At 60.7% G+C, this 20,391-nt stretch carries 21 protein-coding genes; 6 read left to right on the top strand and 15 right to left on the bottom strand.

Annotated elements, in window-relative coordinates; all coding sequences use genetic code 11:
- Positions 1-63: 63 nt before the first annotated feature.
- The 3 genes from BLU46_RS14725 to BLU46_RS14715 all read right to left on the bottom strand — a co-directional run bounded on the left by BLU46_RS14725 (position 64) and on the right by BLU46_RS14715 (position 1,414).
- Entirely contained in the window at positions 64-441 is a 378-nt protein-coding gene (locus BLU46_RS14725) for a DUF1493 family protein (RefSeq protein WP_093202860.1), read from the bottom strand.
- A gap of 209 nt (positions 442-650) precedes the next feature.
- The gene (locus tag BLU46_RS14720) at positions 651-1,244 is read right to left on the bottom strand and encodes a putative adenosine monophosphate-protein transferase Fic (protein WP_093202855.1); all 594 of its coding nucleotides are present in this window, start codon (positions 1,242-1,244) and stop codon (positions 651-653) included.
- Positions 1,244-1,414 (bottom strand): YhfG family protein, encoded by a 171-nt coding sequence (locus tag BLU46_RS14715; RefSeq protein WP_017478120.1) that lies wholly within the window; start codon positions 1,412-1,414, stop codon positions 1,244-1,246. The genes BLU46_RS14720 and BLU46_RS14715 overlap by 1 nt, the downstream gene beginning before the upstream one ends.
- Positions 1,415-1,623: 209 nt before the next feature.
- On the opposite strand from BLU46_RS14715, the gene BLU46_RS14710 reads away from it, so the two are divergent.
- The 3 genes from BLU46_RS14710 (at position 1,624) to BLU46_RS14700 (ending at position 5,025) form a co-directional block, all read left to right on the top strand.
- Positions 1,624-3,561, top strand: coding sequence for a RecQ family ATP-dependent DNA helicase (locus BLU46_RS14710; RefSeq protein WP_093202851.1), 1,938 nt, complete (start codon positions 1,624-1,626; stop codon positions 3,559-3,561).
- Positions 3,562-3,675: 114 nt separating this feature from the next.
- Entirely contained in the window at positions 3,676-4,533 is an 858-nt protein-coding gene (locus tag BLU46_RS14705) for a M15 family metallopeptidase (protein WP_093202846.1), read from the top strand.
- 60 nt (positions 4,534-4,593) lie between these two features.
- Positions 4,594-5,025, top strand: a complete 432-nt coding sequence (locus BLU46_RS14700; RefSeq protein ID WP_093202841.1) for an acyl-CoA thioesterase — start codon at positions 4,594-4,596, stop codon at positions 5,023-5,025.
- Positions 5,026-5,205: 180 nt separating this feature from the next.
- Here the strand turns inward: BLU46_RS14700 and BLU46_RS14695 are convergent, their stop codons facing one another.
- The 4 genes from BLU46_RS14695 to BLU46_RS14675 form a co-directional block, all read right to left on the bottom strand.
- Positions 5,206-5,688 carry a glycine zipper domain-containing protein gene (locus tag BLU46_RS14695; RefSeq protein WP_008435777.1) on the bottom strand — a complete coding sequence of 161 codons (483 nt, stop codon included), beginning with the start codon at positions 5,686-5,688 and terminating at the stop codon, positions 5,206-5,208.
- A 322-nt stretch (positions 5,689-6,010) separates the two neighbouring features.
- Positions 6,011-8,359 (bottom strand): FdhF/YdeP family oxidoreductase, encoded by a 2,349-nt coding sequence (locus tag BLU46_RS14685; RefSeq protein WP_063033578.1) that lies wholly within the window; start codon positions 8,357-8,359, stop codon positions 6,011-6,013.
- A complete protein-coding gene (fdhD, locus tag BLU46_RS14680; RefSeq protein WP_017478125.1) occupies positions 8,356-9,195 on the bottom strand; it encodes a formate dehydrogenase accessory sulfurtransferase FdhD in 840 nt (279 codons plus the stop codon). The genes BLU46_RS14685 and fdhD overlap by 4 nt, the downstream gene beginning before the upstream one ends.
- Before the next feature lie 95 nt (positions 9,196-9,290).
- Positions 9,291-10,178 (bottom strand): LysR family transcriptional regulator, encoded by an 888-nt coding sequence (locus tag BLU46_RS14675; RefSeq protein ID WP_017478126.1) that lies wholly within the window; start codon positions 10,176-10,178, stop codon positions 9,291-9,293.
- Between the two features lie 130 nt (positions 10,179-10,308).
- On the opposite strand from BLU46_RS14675, the gene lysM reads away from it, so the two are divergent.
- Entirely contained in the window at positions 10,309-10,749 is a 441-nt protein-coding gene (gene lysM, locus BLU46_RS14670; RefSeq protein WP_010168967.1) for a peptidoglycan-binding protein LysM, read from the top strand.
- 120 nt (positions 10,750-10,869) lie between these two features.
- Here the strand turns inward: lysM and yrfG are convergent, their stop codons facing one another.
- A complete protein-coding gene (gene yrfG / locus BLU46_RS14665) occupies positions 10,870-11,532 on the bottom strand; it encodes a GMP/IMP nucleotidase (protein WP_063033576.1) in 663 nt (220 codons plus the stop codon).
- Between the two features lie 87 nt (positions 11,533-11,619).
- Here yrfG and nudE point away from each other — a divergent pair, with 87 nt between their 5' ends.
- Together nudE and cysQ are read left to right on the top strand one after the other, a co-directional pair.
- A complete protein-coding gene (gene nudE, locus BLU46_RS14660; RefSeq protein ID WP_003213218.1) occupies positions 11,620-12,186 on the top strand; it encodes an ADP compounds hydrolase NudE in 567 nt (188 codons plus the stop codon).
- Entirely contained in the window at positions 12,183-13,019 is an 837-nt protein-coding gene (cysQ, locus tag BLU46_RS14655; protein WP_017478129.1) for a 3'(2'),5'-bisphosphate nucleotidase CysQ, read from the top strand. The genes nudE and cysQ overlap by 4 nt, the downstream gene beginning before the upstream one ends.
- 113 nt (positions 13,020-13,132) lie before the next feature.
- Here cysQ and BLU46_RS14650 read toward each other — a convergent pair whose 3' ends face one another.
- The 7 genes from BLU46_RS14650 to rfbB are packed head-to-tail and all read right to left on the bottom strand — an operon-like array spanning position 13,133 to position 20,217.
- Complete coding sequence (locus tag BLU46_RS14650) at positions 13,133-13,588, bottom strand: YiiD C-terminal domain-containing protein (RefSeq protein ID WP_093202830.1); 456 nt, start codon at positions 13,586-13,588, stop codon at positions 13,133-13,135.
- Between the two features lie 27 nt (positions 13,589-13,615).
- Positions 13,616-15,001 carry a sigma-54-dependent transcriptional regulator gene (locus BLU46_RS14645; protein WP_063033574.1) on the bottom strand — a complete coding sequence of 462 codons (1,386 nt, stop codon included), beginning with the start codon at positions 14,999-15,001 and terminating at the stop codon, positions 13,616-13,618.
- The gene (locus BLU46_RS14640) at positions 14,998-16,806 is read right to left on the bottom strand and encodes a sensor histidine kinase (RefSeq protein WP_063033573.1); all 1,809 of its coding nucleotides are present in this window, start codon (positions 16,804-16,806) and stop codon (positions 14,998-15,000) included. Before BLU46_RS14640 ends, BLU46_RS14645 begins: the two co-directional genes overlap by 4 nt.
- A 36-nt stretch (positions 16,807-16,842) precedes the next feature.
- Positions 16,843-17,724 carry a dTDP-4-dehydrorhamnose reductase gene (gene rfbD / locus BLU46_RS14635; RefSeq protein WP_093202826.1) on the bottom strand — a complete coding sequence of 294 codons (882 nt, stop codon included), beginning with the start codon at positions 17,722-17,724 and terminating at the stop codon, positions 16,843-16,845.
- Positions 17,721-18,266 (bottom strand): dTDP-4-dehydrorhamnose 3,5-epimerase, encoded by a 546-nt coding sequence (rfbC, locus tag BLU46_RS14630; protein WP_093202821.1) that lies wholly within the window; start codon positions 18,264-18,266, stop codon positions 17,721-17,723. The genes rfbD and rfbC overlap by 4 nt, the downstream gene beginning before the upstream one ends.
- Positions 18,263-19,138 (bottom strand): glucose-1-phosphate thymidylyltransferase RfbA, encoded by an 876-nt coding sequence (gene rfbA / locus BLU46_RS14625; RefSeq protein WP_093202817.1) that lies wholly within the window; start codon positions 19,136-19,138, stop codon positions 18,263-18,265. The genes rfbC and rfbA overlap by 4 nt, the downstream gene beginning before the upstream one ends.
- Positions 19,135-20,217 (bottom strand): dTDP-glucose 4,6-dehydratase, encoded by a 1,083-nt coding sequence (gene rfbB, locus BLU46_RS14620; protein WP_093202813.1) that lies wholly within the window; start codon positions 20,215-20,217, stop codon positions 19,135-19,137. The genes rfbA and rfbB overlap by 4 nt, the downstream gene beginning before the upstream one ends.
- Between the last annotated feature and the right edge of the window lie 174 nt (positions 20,218-20,391).

Below are 20,391 nucleotides of genomic sequence, written 5' to 3'. Positions count from 1 at the left end.
GCTTATAGGTGTGTTGACTGTCCCGGCCTCATCGCGGACAAGCCCGGGTCCTACAGTTGATCTTCAGCGCGTTTGGGGTTTGTGTTCGCTCAGGTTTTCCAGGGTTTGGGTGTCCCAGCGTTGGGTCTTGATTGCGAGGTATAGCATGCCGACGGTCAGCGGGATTTTGTCGCCGCGGCCTTTGGCACGGTGTTTCAGGAAGACGTCGAAGGCGGGAGGTTGGAAGTAACGATAAGCGTCGAAGTCGTTCAGGTCTACGGCGAAGTCTTGTTCCAGCGCTTCCATGAATTGATTGGCTTCGGCGCCGTCGCAACCCAGGTCCAGGTTGATGGCCGTTTCAAGGCGCAGCGTCTTATGTTCAGGCAGGCCAATTTCTTCATGCAGCAGTTGCAAGAGCTGTTGCATGGCAAGGTCTTCAGGAAAGTTGGGGGCCAGGTTCATGGTGGTTACGCGTGAGTGGGCAGGGCGACTGACTTTATCGATCGAACCATGATCCTTCAAACGAAACAGTTCAAATGTGGGAGCCGGGCTTGCCCGCGATGGCGGTGTGTCAGTGGTAGAAGTGTTTTCTGACACACCGCTATCGCAGGCAAGCCAGCTCCCACATTTTTAGCTGTGTGGTTGCTCGGGTGGTGTTCGCTTGACGGCGGCTAGCGCGGGGTACTGATACACCGCTCGAAAATCGCCTCCAACCCCCGGTAATCACACGCCACCGCGTCGATATTCGCCAGTATCCACGCCGCGTTCTTCACCAGCCACCAATTCACCGAAAACCCGGCGTTGACGATGATCTGCTCGAACAGAATCCGCTGCGCCCGGCCGTTCCCTTCGCGAAACGGGTGGATCACGTTGAGGTCGCCATAGGCCTCGGCAATTTGCGTCACCAACTCTGCCTGCGTCACCCCGACAAACCAGTTGGCCTGCGCCATGTGCTGGATGATCTTGCTCGCCTCAGGCGGGATACGCTCCGGTGTGCAGAACAGCGTGTCGCCTTTCTGGATGTTGACCGTACGCAGTTCCCCGGCCCATTCGTAGATGTCCCCGAACAGGGTGCGGTGGATGTGTTGCAGGCGTTCAAGGTCGTAGGGCGGCGGATACAGCGGAAGGCTGCCGACGGCAATTTCAGACAATTCCCGTTCGGCCTGATGCAGGCGTTCTTCGTCGAACAAATCGAGGCGGTTGCGCAGGACGCTGCTACCGGGGTAGCAGTACGGGTCCTGGCCCACACCATATTTGTCGAGCATCAGCGTGGGGTGTTGCGGTACTTGGCGAGGACGGCTTCGCGGGTCGGCAGGGGTTTGTCGACATCGGCGGGCTGGGTGTCGAACCCCTCCAGGCGCAGGCTGGCCAGGTAGTTGGAACGGCGGATCTTGTGGTAGTGATCCTGCTTTTGCTCAAACGTCAGTTCGGCCATGACAGCGTCCTCTCGGTGCGAAGCTTGATTGTAGCGCAATGAGTTTCGAGATGCGTCCTGCGTAAAGGTGGAACGTTTCTTACGGGTGCCTACTCCACTTCCCAGGCTGTGTATCATCCAGACTCTTTTTTCCTTGCGACCTTTCTCGATTCGCTGAATGCGCTGGTCTATGTTTTGGGCTCGTTCAGCGGTCAATGGAGTGACAGCTTATGCACAACACCCTCCAACAGGTCTTTGGTTATCCACAGTTTCGTTTGGGCCAGGAGGCGGTGGTCAGTGCCGTGCTGGCCGGTCGTTCGGCGGCGGCGATTTTCCCCACCGGTTCCGGCAAGTCCCTGTGTTATCAACTTTCCGCCGTGTTGCTGCCGCACCTGACGCTGGTGGTGTCGCCGTTGCTGGCGCTGATGCAGGACCAGTTGGGTTTCCTGCAGCGCCACGGTATCTCGGCGGGCAGCATCGACTCGGCCCAGAGCCGCGATGATGCCAATGACGTCATGGCCCGGGCGCGTTCGGGCGAGCTGAAGATCCTGATGGTTTCCGTGGAGCGCTTGAAGAACGAGCGCTTTCGCAACTTCCTGCAAAGCGTGCCGATCTCGCTGCTGGTGGTGGATGAGGCTCACTGTATTTCCGAATGGGGCCATAACTTTCGCCCGGACTACCTGAAGCTGCCGGATTACCAACGCCAGTTCCGCATCCCCCAGGCGCTGCTGCTGACCGCCACGGCGACGCCCAAGGTGATCGCTGACATGCAGGCCAAGTTCGCCATTGCACCTGACGATGTGATCACCACCGGGTTCTACCGCTCCAACCTCAACCTGCTGGTTGAGCCCGTCAGTGGCCAGGACAAGCGACGACGGCTGGTGACGTGGATGCAGGAGCGAGCCAATCAGCCAAGCATCGTCTACGTCACGCTGCAAAAAACCGCGGAGCAGATTGCCGAGCATTTGAATCGCAATGGAATCCAGGCCGAGGCTTATCACGCGGGCCTGGCTCACGATAAGCGGGAAGCCATTCAGAAGCGATTCATGGGCGGGCAGTCCAACTGCATCGTCGCCACCATTGCCTTCGGCATGGGCATCGACAAAAGCGATATCCGCAACGTGGTGCACTTCGACCTGCCCAAATCCATCGAGAACTACAGCCAGGAAATCGGCCGTGCCGGGCGTGATGGGCAGCCGTCTGAGTGTCTGGTTCTGGCCAACCGCGACAGCCTGAATATCCTGGAAAACTTTGTGTACGGCGATACGCCGGAACAGGAAGGTATTCGCCGAGTCCTGGAGGAAATACAGGCGGTCCGAGCCGATGGACAGTGGGAGTTTATGCTCCGGTCACTGTCGGACCACAGCAACATCCGTGAACTACCGCTGAAGACCTTGCTCGTGCAGCTTGAGCTCAAGGGTGTGATCGCGCCGCGCTATGCGTTTTACGCCGAATACCGCTTCAAGTATTTGATTGAACCAGAGGCATTGCTGGCGCGTTTTACCGGCGAGCGGCAGCAGTTTGTCGCAGCGATTATCGAGGTCTGCAAACGGGCGAAAACCTGGGCGACGGTGGACTTCGACGCGCTGTATCAACAGCACCAGGCCGAGCGCAGCCGGGTGGTGAAGGCCCTGGATTACTTTCAGGAACAAGGCCTGATCGAGATGGAAAGCCGGCAGATGACCGAGGTCTACGCCCTGCTGAATACCGACTTCGATCCACAGGCGCTGAGCACGGAGTTATACACAGGCTTCAAGCAGCATGAGGTGACGGAGGTGGCACGGATTCACGCCATGCTGGATCTGTTCGCGACACAGGAGTGCCTGGGTTACCGCCTGGCGCATTACTTCGGTGATGAAAACGCGCCCCGGCAGTGCGGGCACTGCTCGGTATGCCACGGTAACGTCGCCCACTTGCCGGCGCCGCCGAGCTTGCCGCCGCTTGTGGATAAAAACTTTCTCGCGCTTTGCGGCGAATTTATCCACAGCCACCATGAGTACAGCGGCGACTTGCCAAGCGCGGAGCGGCTGACACGGTTTTTATGCGGTCTCAGCGTGCCGTTGTTTACCAAGCTGAAGGCACGAGGGATTCCAGGTTTCGCGGTACTGGAGGAGTATCCCTATGCAGAGGTTCGTGAATGGGCGGAGGCAGGGTTGGAGGCACTCTGATTTCCGGTCTGGAAGGTCGCGCTTTCCCTTCCAGTGGCAGACGCCGCCGACAGTCGGACCGTGCCCGCAGGTGAGAAGGTTTGATGCTCCACTTCTTCTGCAAAGGAATTGCCCATGGCTTTTGGATTTTCTCGTGGTGTTGTCCCCGGTGTCTTGCTGCTCGCCGGGTTGCTGGTCGCACAAGGCACGCTGGCCTCGGTCATCCCGTTGAGCGTGAATGACTGTCGGCAGATGCAGCTTCGCCACACCATCACCGCCACCAATCCGTTGCCCTGCGCCCGCCTGGCGCGGGTGACGTTCAGCTACGTGGACTTTGGCGGAGTGCTGCATAACAACGGGCAGCTAGTGGTGTTGGATGCCATCGCGCCCCATGTGGAGGAAATCTTCAGGCAGTTGCTGCAACGTCGGTTCCCGGTGCATCAGGCGGTCAGGCTGGAAACCTATCGAGGCAATGACAAGGTCTCGATGGCCCGCAACAATACCAGTGGTTTTAATGGGCGACAGGTCAGTGGCGCTTCGGGGTGGTCGCTGCACGCCTACGGCGCCGCAATTGACCTTAACCCTCTGCAAAACCCATTCGTTTTGTTCGGGCGTAACCCGCGAGGTGAATTCACCGGCCAGGCCACTGTTGAGCCCAAGGCAAGTACCGCGACTGCCGTTAATCGCCTGGATGCTCGCCCCGGCAAGCCGGCGCGCCCGGGGCGGGCGGAAGAGGTGATTGACCTGTTTGCCGAACACGGCTTTTTGACCTGGGGTGGCTATTGGGATTTTCCGCTGGATTACCAACATTTCCAGATCGGCCGGCGTTCGTTCGTGGAGTATCTGGCGCGTGTTACGCCACAGCAGGCCAGCGCCGCAGTCGAGGCCTATATCAGCGCCTATCACCAGTGCCTGCAGCAATCGGCCGAGACGGATCAAACACTCAGGCGTATGGCGTGCGTCCAGCAAACGATTGAGCAAAGCCCAACCTAGGCTTGCGGGTCATGCTTGAACCCAGTATCAAGAGAGCCTCTTCTTGCCCGGGTTTTACCGATGACCAACGCCATGCCACAACGCGCCGATTACCGCCACTTCCAGCCGATCATCACGCGCTGGCACGACAACGATGTATATGGCCATGTGAATAACGTCACCTACTACAGCTTCTTCGACACGGCGGTGAATACCTACCTGATCGAGCAGGGCGGGTTGGATATTCATGATGGCGAAGTGGTTGGGTTTGTGGTGAGTTCGGCGTGCGACTATTTCGCCTCGATTGCCTTTCCGGACCGCATTGAGATCGGCCTGCGGGTGGGCAAGTTGGGCAACAGTTCGGTGCAGTATGAGCTGGCGGTGTTCAAGGCGGGAGAAGACGATGCCTGCGCAGCGGGGAGGTTTGTGCATGTGTTTGTGGATCGGGCGTCGAACCAGCCGGTGGCGATTCCGGGGATATTGCGCGACGCGTTACAGCGATTGGTGGTCTGAATACGATCTGCGAAACAATGAAAATCAAATGTGGGAGCGGCGGTGCGACGATTCGACTTGCTCGCGAAGGCGGCGGATCAGCCAATACATCCGGCGACTGACCCAGCGCTTTCGCGAGCAAGTCGAATCGTCGCACCGCCGCTCCCACATTAAATCCGCTGTGTTCTTTCGATTCGCGTGTTACCGGTGGTGGCGATAGTGATGCTTGTTCTTGCGATGCCCATAAGCATGGCCGCGCCCGCGATGGTCGTCGCGGTCATAGCGGCGGTTATCGCGCCCGCGGTAACGACGATCATCGTCATCGCTCTTGTTGCCCATGTAGTTGCCCAGCGCGCCACCAGCGCCACCGCCGGCGGCTGCGCCGATCAGGCTGCCGGTGCTGCCGCCGACACTGCGGCCTACAACGTTACCGCCGGCTGCGCCCAATGCGCCGCCAATGGCAGCTTCGCCGCGGCTGCGCTTGTCTGCGCCGACCGCACTGCCGCCTGCGCCGCCAAGAGCCGCACCGATGGCTGAACCGGTGTTACCGCCCAGTTGCTGACCTACGACCGAACCTAGAACCCCGCCCAATGCGCCGCCCACACCGGCTTCGGTGGTGCCACCGGCCATGGCTGCGCCACTGACCAGGCCAAGGGACAACAAGAGAATCGAGGAGAACTTCATAGAGGAACCTCAAGAGGATGACGGCGCGATCCTGAGGTTGTATCGAGACGGTGACAATCGAAACCCGACCAGTGGTATGAGTTGTATACAATTCTCTAAGTTGCTGTTTTTTATGGGGAACTTAAGTTGTATTTGCGAGTCTTTAGTTACTTCGGAACGGCCGCTTTTATGCAAAAGCGGCCTTTTTTGTGCCTGTAAAAAACTCGGGTGCTGTCTGTGGCGAGGGAGCTTGCTCCCGTTGGGTTGCGCAGCGGCCGCAAAATTTCTACGGGCGCTACGCACCCGAACGGGAGCAAGCTCCCTCGCCACAATGAGGTGTCGCTTAGGCCGACTTCGCCATGATCAAGCCGGTTGCACTCGCTGCTTCCAGGCGGATCGCCACAAACTTCGAGGTTGGCGTATGGCTGCCATCCCCAGTGCTTTCCAGCGGCACCAGCGGATTCACTTCCGGGTAATAAGCCGCAGCCTGGCCCGCCGGAATATCAAACGCCAGCAAGGTAAAGCCCTTCACCCGGCGCTCACGGCCGTCATCCCAGATCGACACGATATCGGCCTTCTGCCCCGGCTTGAAGCCCAGGCGGATGATGTCGGCTTCGTTGACGAACAACACATCCCGCTGGCCCTTGACCCCGCGATAGCGGTCGTCCAGGCCATAAATCGTGGTGTTGTACTGATCGTGGGAGCGCATCGACTGCATGATCAGGTCTGGCAATTGCCCGGTGTTGCGGGTGCGTTCGTGCACCAGGTCCTTGGGCAGGATATTCGGGCGGAAGTTGGCACGGCCCGACGGGGTGTTCCAGCGACGTGCACCGGCCGAGTTGCCCAGGTAGAAACCGCCCGGGTTTTTCAGGCGTTCGTTGAAGTCCTTGAAGCCTGGAATGGTGTCGGCGATCAGGTCGCGAATGCGGTCGTAATCGGCCACCAGCCAGTTCCAGTCCACCGGCTTACTGCCCAATGTAGCGGCGGCAATGCCCGCCAGAATCGCAGGCTCGGATTTCATCTGTTTCGACAATGGCTGCAGCTGGCCGTTGGAGGCATGGACCATGCTGAAGGAGTCTTCCACGGTCACCGCTTGCGGGCCTTCGGCCTGGATGTCGATGTCGGTACGGCCCAGGCACGGCAGGATCAACGCGTCCTTGCCGTGCATCAGGTGGCTGCGGTTGAGCTTGGTGCTGATCTGTACGGTCAGGTCGCAATTGCGCAGTGCTTCAAAGGTGCGCGGGCTGTCCGGCGTGGCTTGGGCAAAGTTGCCACCCAGGCCGATAAATACCTTGGAGCGGCCTTCGAGCATGGCGTGAATTGCTTCCACCACGTTGTGGCCATTGTCCCGCGGTACCTGGAACTGGAAGCGACGCTCCAGGGAGTCGAGGAACGCCACCGGTGGCCGTTCGTTGATGCCCATGGTGCGGTCGCCCTGCACGTTACTGTGGCCACGCACCGGGCACAGGCCTGCGCCCGGGCGGCCGATGTTGCCGCGCAGCAGCATCAGGTTGGCGATTTCCTGGATGGTCGGCACCGAGTGGCGATGTTGGGTGATGCCCATCGCCCAGCACATGATCACGTTCTTGCCTTTGGCGTACATGCGCGCCGCTTGCTCGATCTCCACCAGGGTCAGGCCGGACTGCTCGACGATCTCATCCCATGAGGTGTCGTCGATCTTGCCCAGGTAATCCAGCACGTTGGCGGTGTGTTCATTAAGGAAGTCGTGGTCGAACACGGCCTCTTTGCCTTCGGCTTGGGCCTGGCGTTCCCACAGCAGCAGGAATTTGGCCATGCCCCGTAGAATGGCCATGTCGCCACCCAGCGCCGGGCGGAAGTAGGCTGTGTTGGTTGGCTTGTCACCGTTGGTGAGCATTTCCAGCGGGTGTTGCGGGTGCTGGAAACGTTCCAGGCCACGCTCTTTCAGCGGGTTGATGCACACCACCTGGGCGCCGCGTTTTACCGCTTCGCGCAGTGGCTCCAGCATGCGTGGGTGGTTGGTGCCGGGGTTCTGGCCCCAGACGAAAATCGCGTCTGCATGCTCGAAGTCATCGAAGGTTACGGTGCCTTTGCCCACGCCCACGCTTTGCGCCAGGGCGACGCCGCTGGCTTCGTGGCACATGTTCGAGCAGTCCGGGAAGTTGTTGGTGCCGTAGGCACGCACGAACAGTTGATACAGATAAGCCGCCTCGTTGCTGGCCCGGCCCGAGGTATAGAACTCGGCCATGTCCGGGTTTGGCAGCGCATTGAGGTGCTTGCCGATCAGGTCGAAAGCCGACTCCCAACTGATGGGTTTGTAGCGATCGGTTTCGGCGTCATAGCTCATCGGCTCGGTCAGGCGGCCCTGATATTCCAGCCAGTAGTCGCTCTGCTCCAGCAGCGCGCTGACGCTGTGCTTGGCGAAGAAGGCCGCATCGACCCGGCGCTTGGTGGCTTCCCAGTTGACTGCCTTGGCGCCGTTCTCGCAGAACTTGACCATGCCGCTTTCCGGCGAATCACCCCAGGCGCAGCCCGGGCAGTCGAAGCCGCCGTTCTGGTTGGTCTTGAGCATCATGCGGATGTTTTTCAGCGCGTTGTCGCTGGTCAGCCAGGCTTGCGCCACGCTGATCAGTGCGCCCCAGCCACCGGCCGGGCCTTTGTAGGGCTTGTAGCGCGGGGTAGGTTTGTCGTCGGCTTGATGATGAGTGCTCACGCTTGATTCTCCATCGCAGGGCTATAGACCCGCGGCGCACTTTTCTGCGGCAGGTGGATGAGATTGAGGTTGTGCCGGCGGGCCCATTGCAGCGCCAGGCCGGTGGGCGACGACAGGCTGACCAGGGTCTGGATGCCAGCGCGCAATACTTTCTGGATCAGTTCGAGGCTGCAGCGACTGGTAACAATCGCCAGGCCACCGTCGGTCGGGATCTTTTGGCGGATCAACGCGCCGATCAGCTTGTCGAGGGCGTTATGCCGGCCGATGTCTTCACGGCCCAGCAGCAATTCGCCCTGATTGTTCATGAACACTGCCGCGTGCACCGCGCCGCTGTACTGGCCCAACGGTTGGAACGCGCTGATGCGCTGGCGCAGGCCGTCCAGCCATTCGGCGGGCGGCAGGGGCGCGCCGGGCAGCACCTTGAGGTCGGGCAGCGCTTGCTCCACGGCTTCTACGCCGCACAGTCCACAGCCGCTGGTGCCAGCCAGTTGCCGGCGCTGCTGCTTCATATTCCAGAAGGCGCGGCTGGAAATCTGCACCTGGGCGTATTGGGTCGAACCCGAGCCGCTGATTTTCAGGTCATAAATGTCGCTAACGTCTTCGATAATGCCGCTACCGATGCTGAAGCCGACAATGAAGTCTTCAAGGTCGGTCGGCGTTACCAGCATCACCGCCTGGCTGATGTCGTTATAAGCAATCGCCAACGCCACTTCCTCGGCGAGCGCGGTGCTGGCCGATTCGGTGTGTTCGAGATTACAAAACTGGTAGCTCTGGCTGGCGGCGGGCGCGGGCGTTTCGAGGGCGGGCGCCGCGCAGACTGGGCGCTGGGCGTTCATTGGGCATTACCACCGGAAGTATTCAGCTGTAAGACTAGGCGCGACAAAGGGTCGCGTCTAATCGTCAGTACTGATCTACCGATAGATGACGTCGATCAAGGTTCGAGCAGCGATTTCTGGTACAGCGCAAAACAGGCTTCTGCCAGCGCGGAGCGGGGCGCACTGCGGCGCATGATCAGCCCCAGGCGGGCCAGCGTGTGAGCGTCTTCAATGGGTTGCAGGCGCAGGTGCTCGGTGAGGGCATCGAGGCCGCCGTCCAGTGGCATCACCGCGCAACACAGGCCGCCGTGCACAGCTTGTAACAATTGATGGACGGCATCGGTCTGCAACAGCGGCTGCGGGTTGAGGCCACGGCTGTGGAAGTTGTGGTCGATGGACTGGCGAAAGTGCATGCCGCTGGTGAGCATGCCCAACGGCAGTTCGATCAGCGCTTCCCAGCTCAACGGCTTGTCACCGAAGCTGAAGAACCGTTGGTCGTACAGCAGGCCCATGCGGGTTTCGCCTAGGGCCAGGGAGTCGAAACGCTCGGCGTCCAGGCGTTCGAGGTACGACACGCCGAGGTCCAGGCGATTGCTCGCCAGTTGTTCGAGGATTTGCTCGGAGCTTAACGCGGACAACTCAAAGCGCAGGCTCGGGTGTTCCTTGTGCAGCTTCTGCATCAATGCCAGTGGATCGAAACTCGACAACGGCACCACCCCCAGGCGCAAGGTACCCACCAGGTTGCCGCGACAAGCAGCGGCCTCGGCTTGCAAACCGTCATAGGCCGCCAGCACCGTGCGCGCCCAGGCCAGCACGCGTTCGCCGGGGGCGGTAAAGCCTTCGAAGCGCTGGCCGCGATTGACCAGCGGCAGCTGCAGCTCTTCTTCCAGGCTGCGCAGGCGCATCGACAGGGTCGGCTGGGTAATGTGGCAGCGCGCCGCCGCCTGGCCGAAGTGACGGGTTTCGTCGAGGGCGATGAGGAATTTCAGCTGTTTGATGTCCATCTTCGCTCCGGGCTTATTCCAATGCGGTGGGATTCTAGCGTGTTTGGGTCTTTGGTCAGGCTGGAACCCAATTCTGTAGGACTGGTCTAGTCTTTGGCATCTGGAAATTAAATCCCAAGGAGAGCGCACCATGAGTATTTTTAGCTTTGTTAAGGAAGCGGGCGAGAAGCTGATTGATCTGTTGACGCCGGGTAATGCCAACGCGAGCGAGCAGTTAAAGGATCACGTGGCCAAGGTCGGGTTGGGTAACCCCAATGTGCAAACCACCGTCGACGGTGACAAGGTGACCGTGACAGGTGAAGTCGCCAGCCAGGAAGAGAAAGAGAAGATATTGCTGGCGCTGGGCAACATCGCCGGCGTTGCGAGTGTTGATGACCAGATCACTGTTTCCGGTCCGGTTGTCGCTGCCGCCCGCTTTGTAGTGGTGAAAAAGGGCGACACCCTGAGTGCGATTTCGCTGGCGGTGTATGGCAACGCCAACCAGTACAACAAAATCTTCGAGGCCAACAAGCCGCTGCTGTCCCATCCGGACAAAATCTACCCAGGGCAGACGCTGCGTATTCCTGAGTAATACGCGGACCAAATGTGGGAGCGGGCTTGCTCGCGAAAGCGGTGGATCAGTCAATATATTCAGTGGCTGAAACACCGTATTCGCGAGCAAGCCCGCTCCCCCATTGGATCTTCAGCGTTGTTACAAACCTACGATCAATTCCCGGTAATCCCCAACCGCTGCAAACTCCGCCGTGTCCTTGGGCCCCTTCCGGCTGTCCGGTTCCTTCACCGCCAGCAAGTGCCCCACGCCAAAGGCCCGGGCGCTGCGCAGGATTGGCAAGGTGTCGTCGATAAACAGGCTGCGGGCCGGGTCGAAGGCGATGTCGGCGTGCAGGGCGTCCCAGAACTGTGGGTTTTCCTTGGCAAAACCATAATCATGGGAACTGATCAGTCGCTCGAAATAAGGCGCCAACTCGATGCGTTCTAGCTTCAACGACAGCGAATCCCGATGGGCGTTGGTGATCAGGATCACCCGCTTGCCGGCCTGTTTGATCGCCGCCAGGAACGTATCGGCATCCGGGCGCAAGGCGATCAGGTGCGCGGTTTCCAGCTTGAGTTCGCGCACCGGGATCTTGAGTTCGGCGCTCCAGAAATCCAGGCAATACCATTGCAACTGTCCGGCGTTACGCTCGAACAGTGGTTGCAACTCCATCTCGGCCATGGCCCGGCTCACACCATGCAACTCGGCATAGCGCTGGGGCAGGTGCTCCATCCAGAAATGGTTGTCGAAGTGCAGGTCGAGCAAGGTGCCGTCCATGTCCAGCAGGACGGTGTCGATGGCGTGCCAGGGCAATGGAGGCATAAAGAACACTCATGTAAGAAAAGATATCCGACACAGACAATCGGAAAAGCCACGGTATAGTAACCCGATCACGCCAAGGAGCCGCTCATGCGCCAGAAACCCACCGTCCTCGCCCGCGAAATAGTCGCCAGTAGCCGTTTGTTCCGCGTGGAGGAAGTGCAATTGCGCTTTTCCAATGGCGTGGAGCGGACCTACGAGCGCCTGGTGGGCAGGGGGGCCGGTTATGGCGCGGTGATGATTGTGGCGATGATCGACTCGGACCATGCGTTGCTGATCGAAGAATATTGCGGCGGCACCGACGAGTATGAGCTGTCACTGCCCAAGGGCTTGATCGAACCGGGCGAAGACGTGTTGGCGGCAGCAGACCGTGAGCTCAAGGAAGAAGCCGGTTTTGGCGCCCGACAGTTGGAACACATCACCGAGCTGTCGCTGTCCCCCGGCTACATGAGCCAGAAAATCCAGGTGGTGCTGGCCACCGAACTGTATGAAGAACGCCTGGAAGGCGACGAGCCGGAGCCCATGCGTGTCGACCGGGTCAACCTGCGGGAGCTCTCGCAGTTGGCGCAGAACGAGCAGTTCAGCGAGGGCCGTGCCTTGGCGGCGCTGTATCTGGTGCGCGACCTGTTGACTCAACGCGGGGCGTTCCAGCCATGAGCGAACTGTTCCTGGGTCACCCGTTTATTGCCCCCGTGATCGAATTGGCCCGCCAGGCCGGTGAAGTCATCCTGCCGTATTGGCGCGCCGATGTTGCCGTGACCACCAAGACCGATGATTCACCGGTCACCGCCGCCGATCTGGCTGCCCATCACTTGATCCTCGCCGGGCTTACTGCCCTGGACCCGAGCATTCCGGTGCTCTCGGAGGAAGACGCCGACATTGACCAGAGCGTGCGTGCCGGTTGGCAGCGCTGGTGGCTGGTGGACCCGCTGGATGGCACCAAGGAGTTCATCTCCGGCAGCGAGGAGTTCACCGTCAACATTGCCTTGATCGAAAAAGGCCGCGTGGTGTTCGGCGTAGTGTCGATGCCCACCAGCGGTCGGTGCTACTTCGGTGGTGCCGGTCTGGGTGCCTGGCGTTCCGATGTGGGCGCTGCGCCCAAGCAAATCCAGGTGCGCCAGACACCGGCGACGGGTGAAGCGTTTACCGTGGTTGCCAGTCGTCGCCACACGAGCCCTGAACAGGACCGCTTGCTCGCTGGCTTGAGCGCCGGATTGGGTGAGTTGAAGCTGGCGAATATCGGCAGTTCATTGAAGTTTTGCCTGTTGGCCGAAGGCAGCGCCGATTGCTACCCGCGTCTGGCGCCGACCTCGCAGTGGGACACCGCCGCGGCGCAGGGCGTACTGGAAGGGGCGGGCGGTGAAGTGCTGGAATTGAATGGGCAGCCGTTCAGTTATCCGGCGCGGGAATCGCTGTTGAATCCGTTCTTTTTGGCACTGCCGGCCAAGGCTGAATGGCGTGAGCGGTTGCTGACTCTGGCCCGTTCTTAAACACAGCGCCGATCAAAAGTGTGGGAGCGGGCTTGCTCGCGAAGGCAGTGTGTCAGTCACCAGATGTATTGGCTGATCCACCGCTTTCGCGAGCAAGCCCGCTCCCACATTTGTTATGTGTGCAGGACGTACTGCCCGGTAAAGGCCACGGCTCGCTCTTCACTGCCCTCGTTGACGATCCATGTCTCCAGCGCCAAGCGCGCCCGGCCATACCGTTTATAGGTTGCCAAAAACCGCTTCCACACCTTGTCATCCGGTGCCTGGCAAATCGCCGTCGCATCGGTAGTCACCGGCAGCGGATAACTGATCTGCCCTTCCTGAATCACGATGTGCCCGTCTTCGATCCCTTCCTCACGCAACTGCAAATGCAACCAACCCCAACCCGCAAGCACGGCGCCGCAATACAGGCTGCCACCAAACATGGTGCTCTTGTGGTTGATGTTGGCGTCCAGCGGCAAGTGCAGTTGCAGTCGCCGGTCCTGCCAGTCGATAACCTTGAGGCCCATTTCCCGGGTCAAGGGAATGTCGTGGTGAAGGATCGACTCCAGGTAACGGCTATCGCGACTCATGGTGGCCTCGTGGCAGGTGGAAAAGGGTCATTCGTCGTCAGCGTGACTGTTGCCGCTGTCAGCGAAATTCAGTCCGTGCTTGCGCAGTTTGTCGTGCAGGGTTTTACGCGGCACACCGAGGGCTTCGGCAAGACTGCGCATGGAGTTGTGGGTGCGTGCCAGCTCTGCGGCGATCAGGCTTTTTTCAAACTGCTCAACCTGTTCGCTCAAACCCCCGGGCGTGCTGGTCAGGAGACTGGCTGAAGGGCTGTCCGAGGTGCTGTCCAGCGCCAGCTCAAGGCCCAGGGCGAAACGCTCGGCGGCGTTTTGCAGCTCGCGCACATTGCCCGGCCAGCTGTGACGCAGCAGCAGCGCGCGTTGCCCCGGTTGCAGCTCTTTCATCGGTAGCCCATGACGGGTGCTGGCTTCGTCTGCAAAGTGCTGGAACAGCATCAACGCATCCTCGCCCCGCTCACGCAGCGGCGGAATGCGCAACGGCGCGACGTTGAGGCGGTAATACAAGTCGGCCCGGAATCGCCCCTGGTCGGCAGCTTGGCGCAGGTCTTCCTTGGTGGCGGCGATGATGCGGATATCCAGCGGGATCAGCTGATTGCCGCCAAGACGTTCCACCACGCGCTCCTGCAACAGTCGCAGCAGCTTGACCTGCACATCCAGGCTCATGCTTTCGATTTCGTCGAGAAACAGCGTGCCGCCATTGGCGAATTCGAATTTGCCGATGCGCCGCTTCTGGGCGCCGGTGAAGGCACCTGGCTCATGGCCAAACAACTCGCTTTCCACCACCGACTCGGCCAGTGCGCCGGCGTTGATCGCCACAAACGGGCCGGTGCGCCGGTTCGACAGATCGTGCAGCGCACGGGCCACCACCTCTTTGCCGGCGCCGGTCTCGCCGAGGATCAACACGTCAGCCTTGGTCGCCGCCAAAGCACCAATCTGTTCGCGCAGGCGCAGCATTTGCGGGGAGTGCCCCACCAAGCGGGTGCTCAATTGTTGGCGGTCGCTCAAGGCCAGGCGCAGGCTGCGGTTGTCCAGCACCAAACGGCGCAAGGCCAAGGCACGGCGCACGCTGTCGAGCAGGGCGTCGCTGGCGAAAGGTTTTTCCAGGAAGTCATAGGCGCCGGTACGCATCGCTTGCACCGCCAGTGGCACGTCGCCGTGGCCGGTAATCAGCAGCACCGGCAGTTCCGGGTCCTGGGCGTGGAGCTCCCTCAACAGTTCCAGGCCGTCCATGCCGGGCATGCGGATGTCGCTCACCACAACCCCCGGCCAGTCCCGGGACAGGCGCGCGGTCAAGCCTTGGGCTTCGCCGAGAGTCAGGACCTTCAGCCCGGCCAGGTCCAGGGTCTGGCACAGGGCCTGACGCAGGTGTGGATCATCGTCGATCAACACCACCTGAATCTGGTTATCGATACTCATACACTGCGGTCCTCGGACGGTTGCAGACTGACACCCGGTGCTCCGGCGCGCAGTTTCAAGGTTAACAGCGCGCCGCCTTCCTTGTGGTTGGCGAACAACAGTTCACCGCCAAAGGCGCGCATCAGGGTGTCGCAGATCGCCAGGCCCAACCCCAGGCCCTGGGTGCGGGTCTTGGTGGTGTAGAAGGGCTCGCTGGCGCGGCCCAAGGCTTCCATACAGAACCCCGGGCCGTTGTCGCGAATGTACAGGTTGACGCCCTGTTCGGTGGTTTGGGCACTCAACCAGAGTTTGCGCGGCGGGCCTTTTTCGGTCAGGGCGTCCAAAGCGTTGGCCAGTAGGTTGCCCAGCACCTGGCGCAGGCGGGTTTCGCCGGCTGCGACCCACAAGGTGGCTTCGGGCAAATCGCGGATCAACTCGACTTCCATGGACCGCCTGCGCTTGGCCAGCAGCGCCAGGGCATCGTCCAGGGCCGGTTGCAGGGCCACACTTTCCGGTGCGTGGCGGTCGCGTCGGGCGAAGGCGCGCAAGTGGGCGATGATCGAGGCCATGCGCCCGGTCAACTCGCTGATCAGCTTGAGGTTGCCACGGGCGTCGTCGGTGCGTTGGTGGTCCAGCAGGATCCCGGCGTTTTCCGCGTAGCTGCGAATCGCCGCCAGGGGCTGGTTGAGTTCATGGCTGATACTCGCCGACATGGTACCCAGCGCCGACAATTTGCCGGCCTGCACCAAGTCATCCTGGGCGCGCACCAGTTCCTGCTGGGCATGTTCACGTTCCAGCACTTCCTGTTTCAAGCGCCGGTTGAGGCCTTCCAGGTCGCTGGTCCGCTCGATCACGCGCATCTCCAGCTCGCGACGGGCCTTGGCTTCGAAGGCGATGCGTTCCAGGTAGTGACGACGGCGCTGCATTATCAGGCCGAGCAACAGCATCAGCACCAGCAGGGCGGCGCCACCCACCGCGACCACGGTACGCACCGGGCGGCTGATCAAGGTACGGGGCGCGAGAATCTCGACTTTCCAGCCGGTTTCGGCGATGTCCGTGGATTGGCGCACCCACGCCGTCGGGCTGAGGCTCAGCGGCTGCGGGTCGCGGGTCGGATAGGGCTGGATGGCGATGATGGCGCGGCGTTCTTCGTCCGTCAGCGGCCGGGTGGCGCGGAATCGCCATTGCGGGCGCGAGGTGAGGATCACCACGCCGTTATGGTCGGTCACCAGCAGTTGTTCCGGTGTGTTGCCCCACAGGCTTTCGGTGTGGTCCAGGTCGACCTTGACCACCAGCACGCCGATGATCCTGTCGCCATTGCGCACGGCGGCGGCGAAGAAGTAGCCGCGCTTGGCCGAGGTGGTACCCAGTCCGAAGAAGCGTCCCAGGCGCCCGGCCATGGCTTCGCTGAAGTACGGGCGAAAGGAAAAATTACGCCCGACGAAGCTGTCCTGCTTGTCCCAGTTGGACGCGGCGAGGGTCTTGCCGGTGGTGTCCATCAGGTACATCACTTCCACCCCGGCCTGGGCGGCGACGTCCTTGAGCAGGTGGTTGGCGTTGACCAGGTTGGTGCTGACCTGGGGCGCATCGATGGCGGTGCGCAGGGCCGGCAGGTCGCCGAGAATTTGTGGCAACACTTCGTAGCGGTGCAGGGTGCCCAGCAGGTTGGCGACGTACAGGTCCAGCGTCTGACGGTTCTGACCGGCCAGTTCGCTGCGGTAATAACGCTCGGCCAGGTGCTCCAGCGGCCACAACAACGGTGCCAGGCACAGCGCCAGCAACGCCAGGCTGCGCCAGCGGGGTCTTCGTGGAAGGGGTGGAGTCATGGGAGTCATGCGCCTGTGGGTACAGGCGCATTATGCCTAGTGCTGCTCGGCAAGACACTCGCGCAATGCGTCGTGCCACTGCGGTTGCGAGACGTGCCACTGCTGTTGCAGGCGGCTGCAATCGAGGCGCGAGTTCAACGGTCGCTTGGCCGGGGTCGGATAGTCGCTGGACGGAATCGGTTCCAGCTCGGCGCAGGCACGGCCGCTGGCCCGTAGTTGCTCGCCGATGGCCTGGGCAAAACCGAACCACGAGGTCTCGCCTTGGGCGGTCAGGTGATAGACACCCCAGTCCCCTGCCTGGCCTGCTTGCCAGCGTTCGATCAAGGCACGGGTGCTGTTGGCGATGGTCCCGGCCCAGGTTGGCGCGCCGATCTGGTCGGCGACGATGCGCATCTGCGGCTTTTCCTGCAGCAAGCGCTGCATGGTCAGCAGGAAGTTCTTGCCGTGGGTCGAGTAGACCCAACTGGTGCGCAGAATCAGGTGTTCACCGCCGACTGCGGCGATCGCCTGTTCACCGGCCAGCTTGCTTGCGCCGTAGACGCCCAGCGGGTGGGTGGCGTCGCCCTCGTTGTAGGGCACAGCCTTGCTGCCGTCGAATACATAGTCGGTGGAGTAGTGGATCAGCGGGATGCCCAGTGCCTTGGCTTCCTCGGCGAAAACGCCGGGCGCGGTGGCGTTGATGGCGAAGGCCACGTCCGGTTCGCTCTCGGCTTGATCCACCGCCGTGTGGGCGGCGGCATTGATGATCAGGCCGGGGCGATGGGCCTGCACTTGCTGGCGGATCTGCTCGGGATGGGTCAGGTCCAGCTGGTCTCGGCCCAGCACGATCAACTCGCCCAGGCCCTGGAGGCGCTGTTGCAGCTCCCGGGAGACCTGGCCGTGTTGGCCGCTGATGAGGATTTTCAACGGGCTGCTCATGGGAACAGGTCGGCTTCTTTGAGGCTCATGCCGTTCTGGTCCTTGCTGGACAAGGTAGGCGCGCTGGTCAGTTGCCAGTCGATGTTGAGGTCCTGGTCGTCCCAGCGAATGCACCGTTCTGCCGAGGGTGTGTAGTAATCCGTAGTTTTATAAAGGAACTCGGCGTAGTCGCTGAGCACCACAAAACCATGGGCAAATCCCGGTGGAATCCACAGCTGGCGATTATTCTCGGCGGACAAGCGTGCGCTCGCCCATTTGCCGAAGTTCGGTGAGCTGCGGCGGATATCCACCGCCACGTCCAGCACTTCACCAGCCGTTACACGCACCAGTTTGCCCTGGGCGTGCTCGACCTGATAGTGCAGGCCACGCAGCACACCTTTTTGCGAGCGCGAGTGGTTGTCCTGCACGAACTCTTGTTGCAAACCAGTCGCCTGGGCGAAAGCCCGAGCGTTGAAACTTTCATAAAAAAAGCCGCGTTCATCGCCAAAAACCTTCGGCTCGATGATCAAGACACCGGGCAGTTCAGTGGCGGTTACATTCATTTAGTTTCCCCAGCGAGAGTGAACAAGTATTGACCATAGCCGGTTTTGCCAAAATATTTGGCCCGTTCCAGCAAGTGATCACGGTCGATCCAGCCGTTCTCGTAAGCGATTTCTTCCAGGCACGCCACTTTCAGACCTTGGCGGTGCTCGATGGTCTGCACGTACGTCGAGGCTTCCAGCAGGCTGTCGTGGGTGCCGGTGTCGAGCCAGGCAAAGCCACGACCGAAGCGTTCCACATGCAGGTCACCGCGCTGGAGATAGGCGTTATTGACGTCGGTGATCTCCAATTCGCCCCGTGGCGATGGCTTGACCGCCTTGGCGATCTTGATCACATCATTATCGTAGAAATACAGGCCGGTCACCGCGTAGCTCGACTTCGGCTTGGCGGGTTTTTCCTCGATGGAAAGCGCGCGGCCCTCGCTGTCGAAATCAATCACGCCGAAACGCTCTGGATCCTTGACCCAGTAACCGAACACCGTGGCACCGGACGGGCGCTCAGCAGCCGTGCGCAGTTGGTCGCCGAAGTGTTGGCCGTGGAAGATGTTGTCGCCCAGGATCAAGCACACCGGATCATCACCGATAAACTCTTCGCCAATCAAAAACGCCTGGGCCAGGCCGTCCGGGGACGGCTGCTCTGCATAGGTGAAGCGCACACCAAACTGGCTGCCGTCGCCCAACAGATTGCGGTATTGCGGCAAGTCCACCGGGGTGGAAATCAGCAGAATGTCCTTGATCCCGGCCAGCATCAGCACCGAGATCGGATAGTAGATCATCGGCTTGTCATACACCGGCAACAGCTGCTTGGATACGCCCAAGGTAATAGGGTGCAAACGAGTGCCGGAGCCACCGGCCAATACGATTCCCTTCATCATGCGATCAAATCCTTAACGTCAGTGTTGCCCAATCGTTCGCCCTGATAACTGCCGTCCTGGACCCTGCGGCACCATTCCAGATTATCGAGGTACCACTGCACGGTTTTGCGCAGGCCGGTTTCAAAGGTTTCTTCAGGCACCCAGCCCAGTTCGCGTTCGATCTTGCTGGCATCGATCGCGTAGCGCTGGTCGTGGCCCGGACGATCCTTGACGAAGGTGATCAGGTCGGTAAATTTTTCAACGCCGGCCGGACGCTGAGGGGCCAGCTCTTCCAACAGGCCGCAGATGCTGCGCACCACGTCGATATTCTTCTGCTCGTTATGGCCGCCGATGTTGTAGGTCTCGCCTACCACACCTTCAGTCACCACTTTGAACAGCGCGCGGGCGTGGTCTTCGACGAACAACCAGTCGCGCACTTGCAGGCCATCGCCATATACCGGCAACGGTTTACCGGCCAGGGCATTGAGGATCACCAGCGGGATCAGCTTCTCGGGGAAGTGGAACGGCCCGTAGTTGTTCGAGCAGTTGGTCAGCAATACCGGCAGGCCATAAGTTCGCTGCCAGGCGCGTACCAGGTGATCGGACGCGGCCTTGCTCGCGGAGTACGGCGAGCTGGGCGCGTAAGGCGTGGTTTCGGTGAACAGGTCATCGACGCCATGCAGGTCGCCATACACTTCATCGGTGGAAATGTGGTGGAAGCGGAAGGCGCTTTTGGCCGGCTCTTCCAGCTTCTGCCAATAGCCGCGCGCAGCCTCCAGCAAGCTGTAGGTGCCAACGATGTTGGTCTGGATAAAATCCGATGGGCCGTCGATGGAACGGTCCACATGGGACTCGGCCGCCAGGTGCATGATCGCGTCGGGCTCAAAGCGCGCCAGCACGGCGCTGACGGTGGCCTGGTCGATGATGTCGGCCTGGACGAACTCATAGCGGCTGTTGTTCGCGACGCTGGTCAGCGACTCGAGGTTGCCTGCATAGGTGAGTTTGTCCAGGTTGAGCACTTCGTGCTCGGTGTGTTGAATCAGGTGCCGGATCAGAGCGGAACCGATGAATCCGGCGCCGCCGGTGATGAGAATGCGCATGTCGGAAGCCCTTTTCCTTAGACGGACATTAAGCGAATGGAGCATAGCTTGAGTTGTGGCGCGAGACGGTGCAAGGGGCGATGGCAATTTGCGTGCCGAAACACCGCATTTGCGGGGCTGCATAACCTCCGTCAACAATGGCGATATAAGCGAATGGCGATATAAGCGCCTGGT

It is taken from the genome of Pseudomonas yamanorum, assembly GCF_900105735.1.
Taxonomy (GTDB): domain Bacteria; phylum Pseudomonadota; class Gammaproteobacteria; order Pseudomonadales; family Pseudomonadaceae; genus Aquipseudomonas; species Aquipseudomonas yamanorum.
This window is presented reverse-complemented; position numbering and strand designations above follow the sequence as displayed.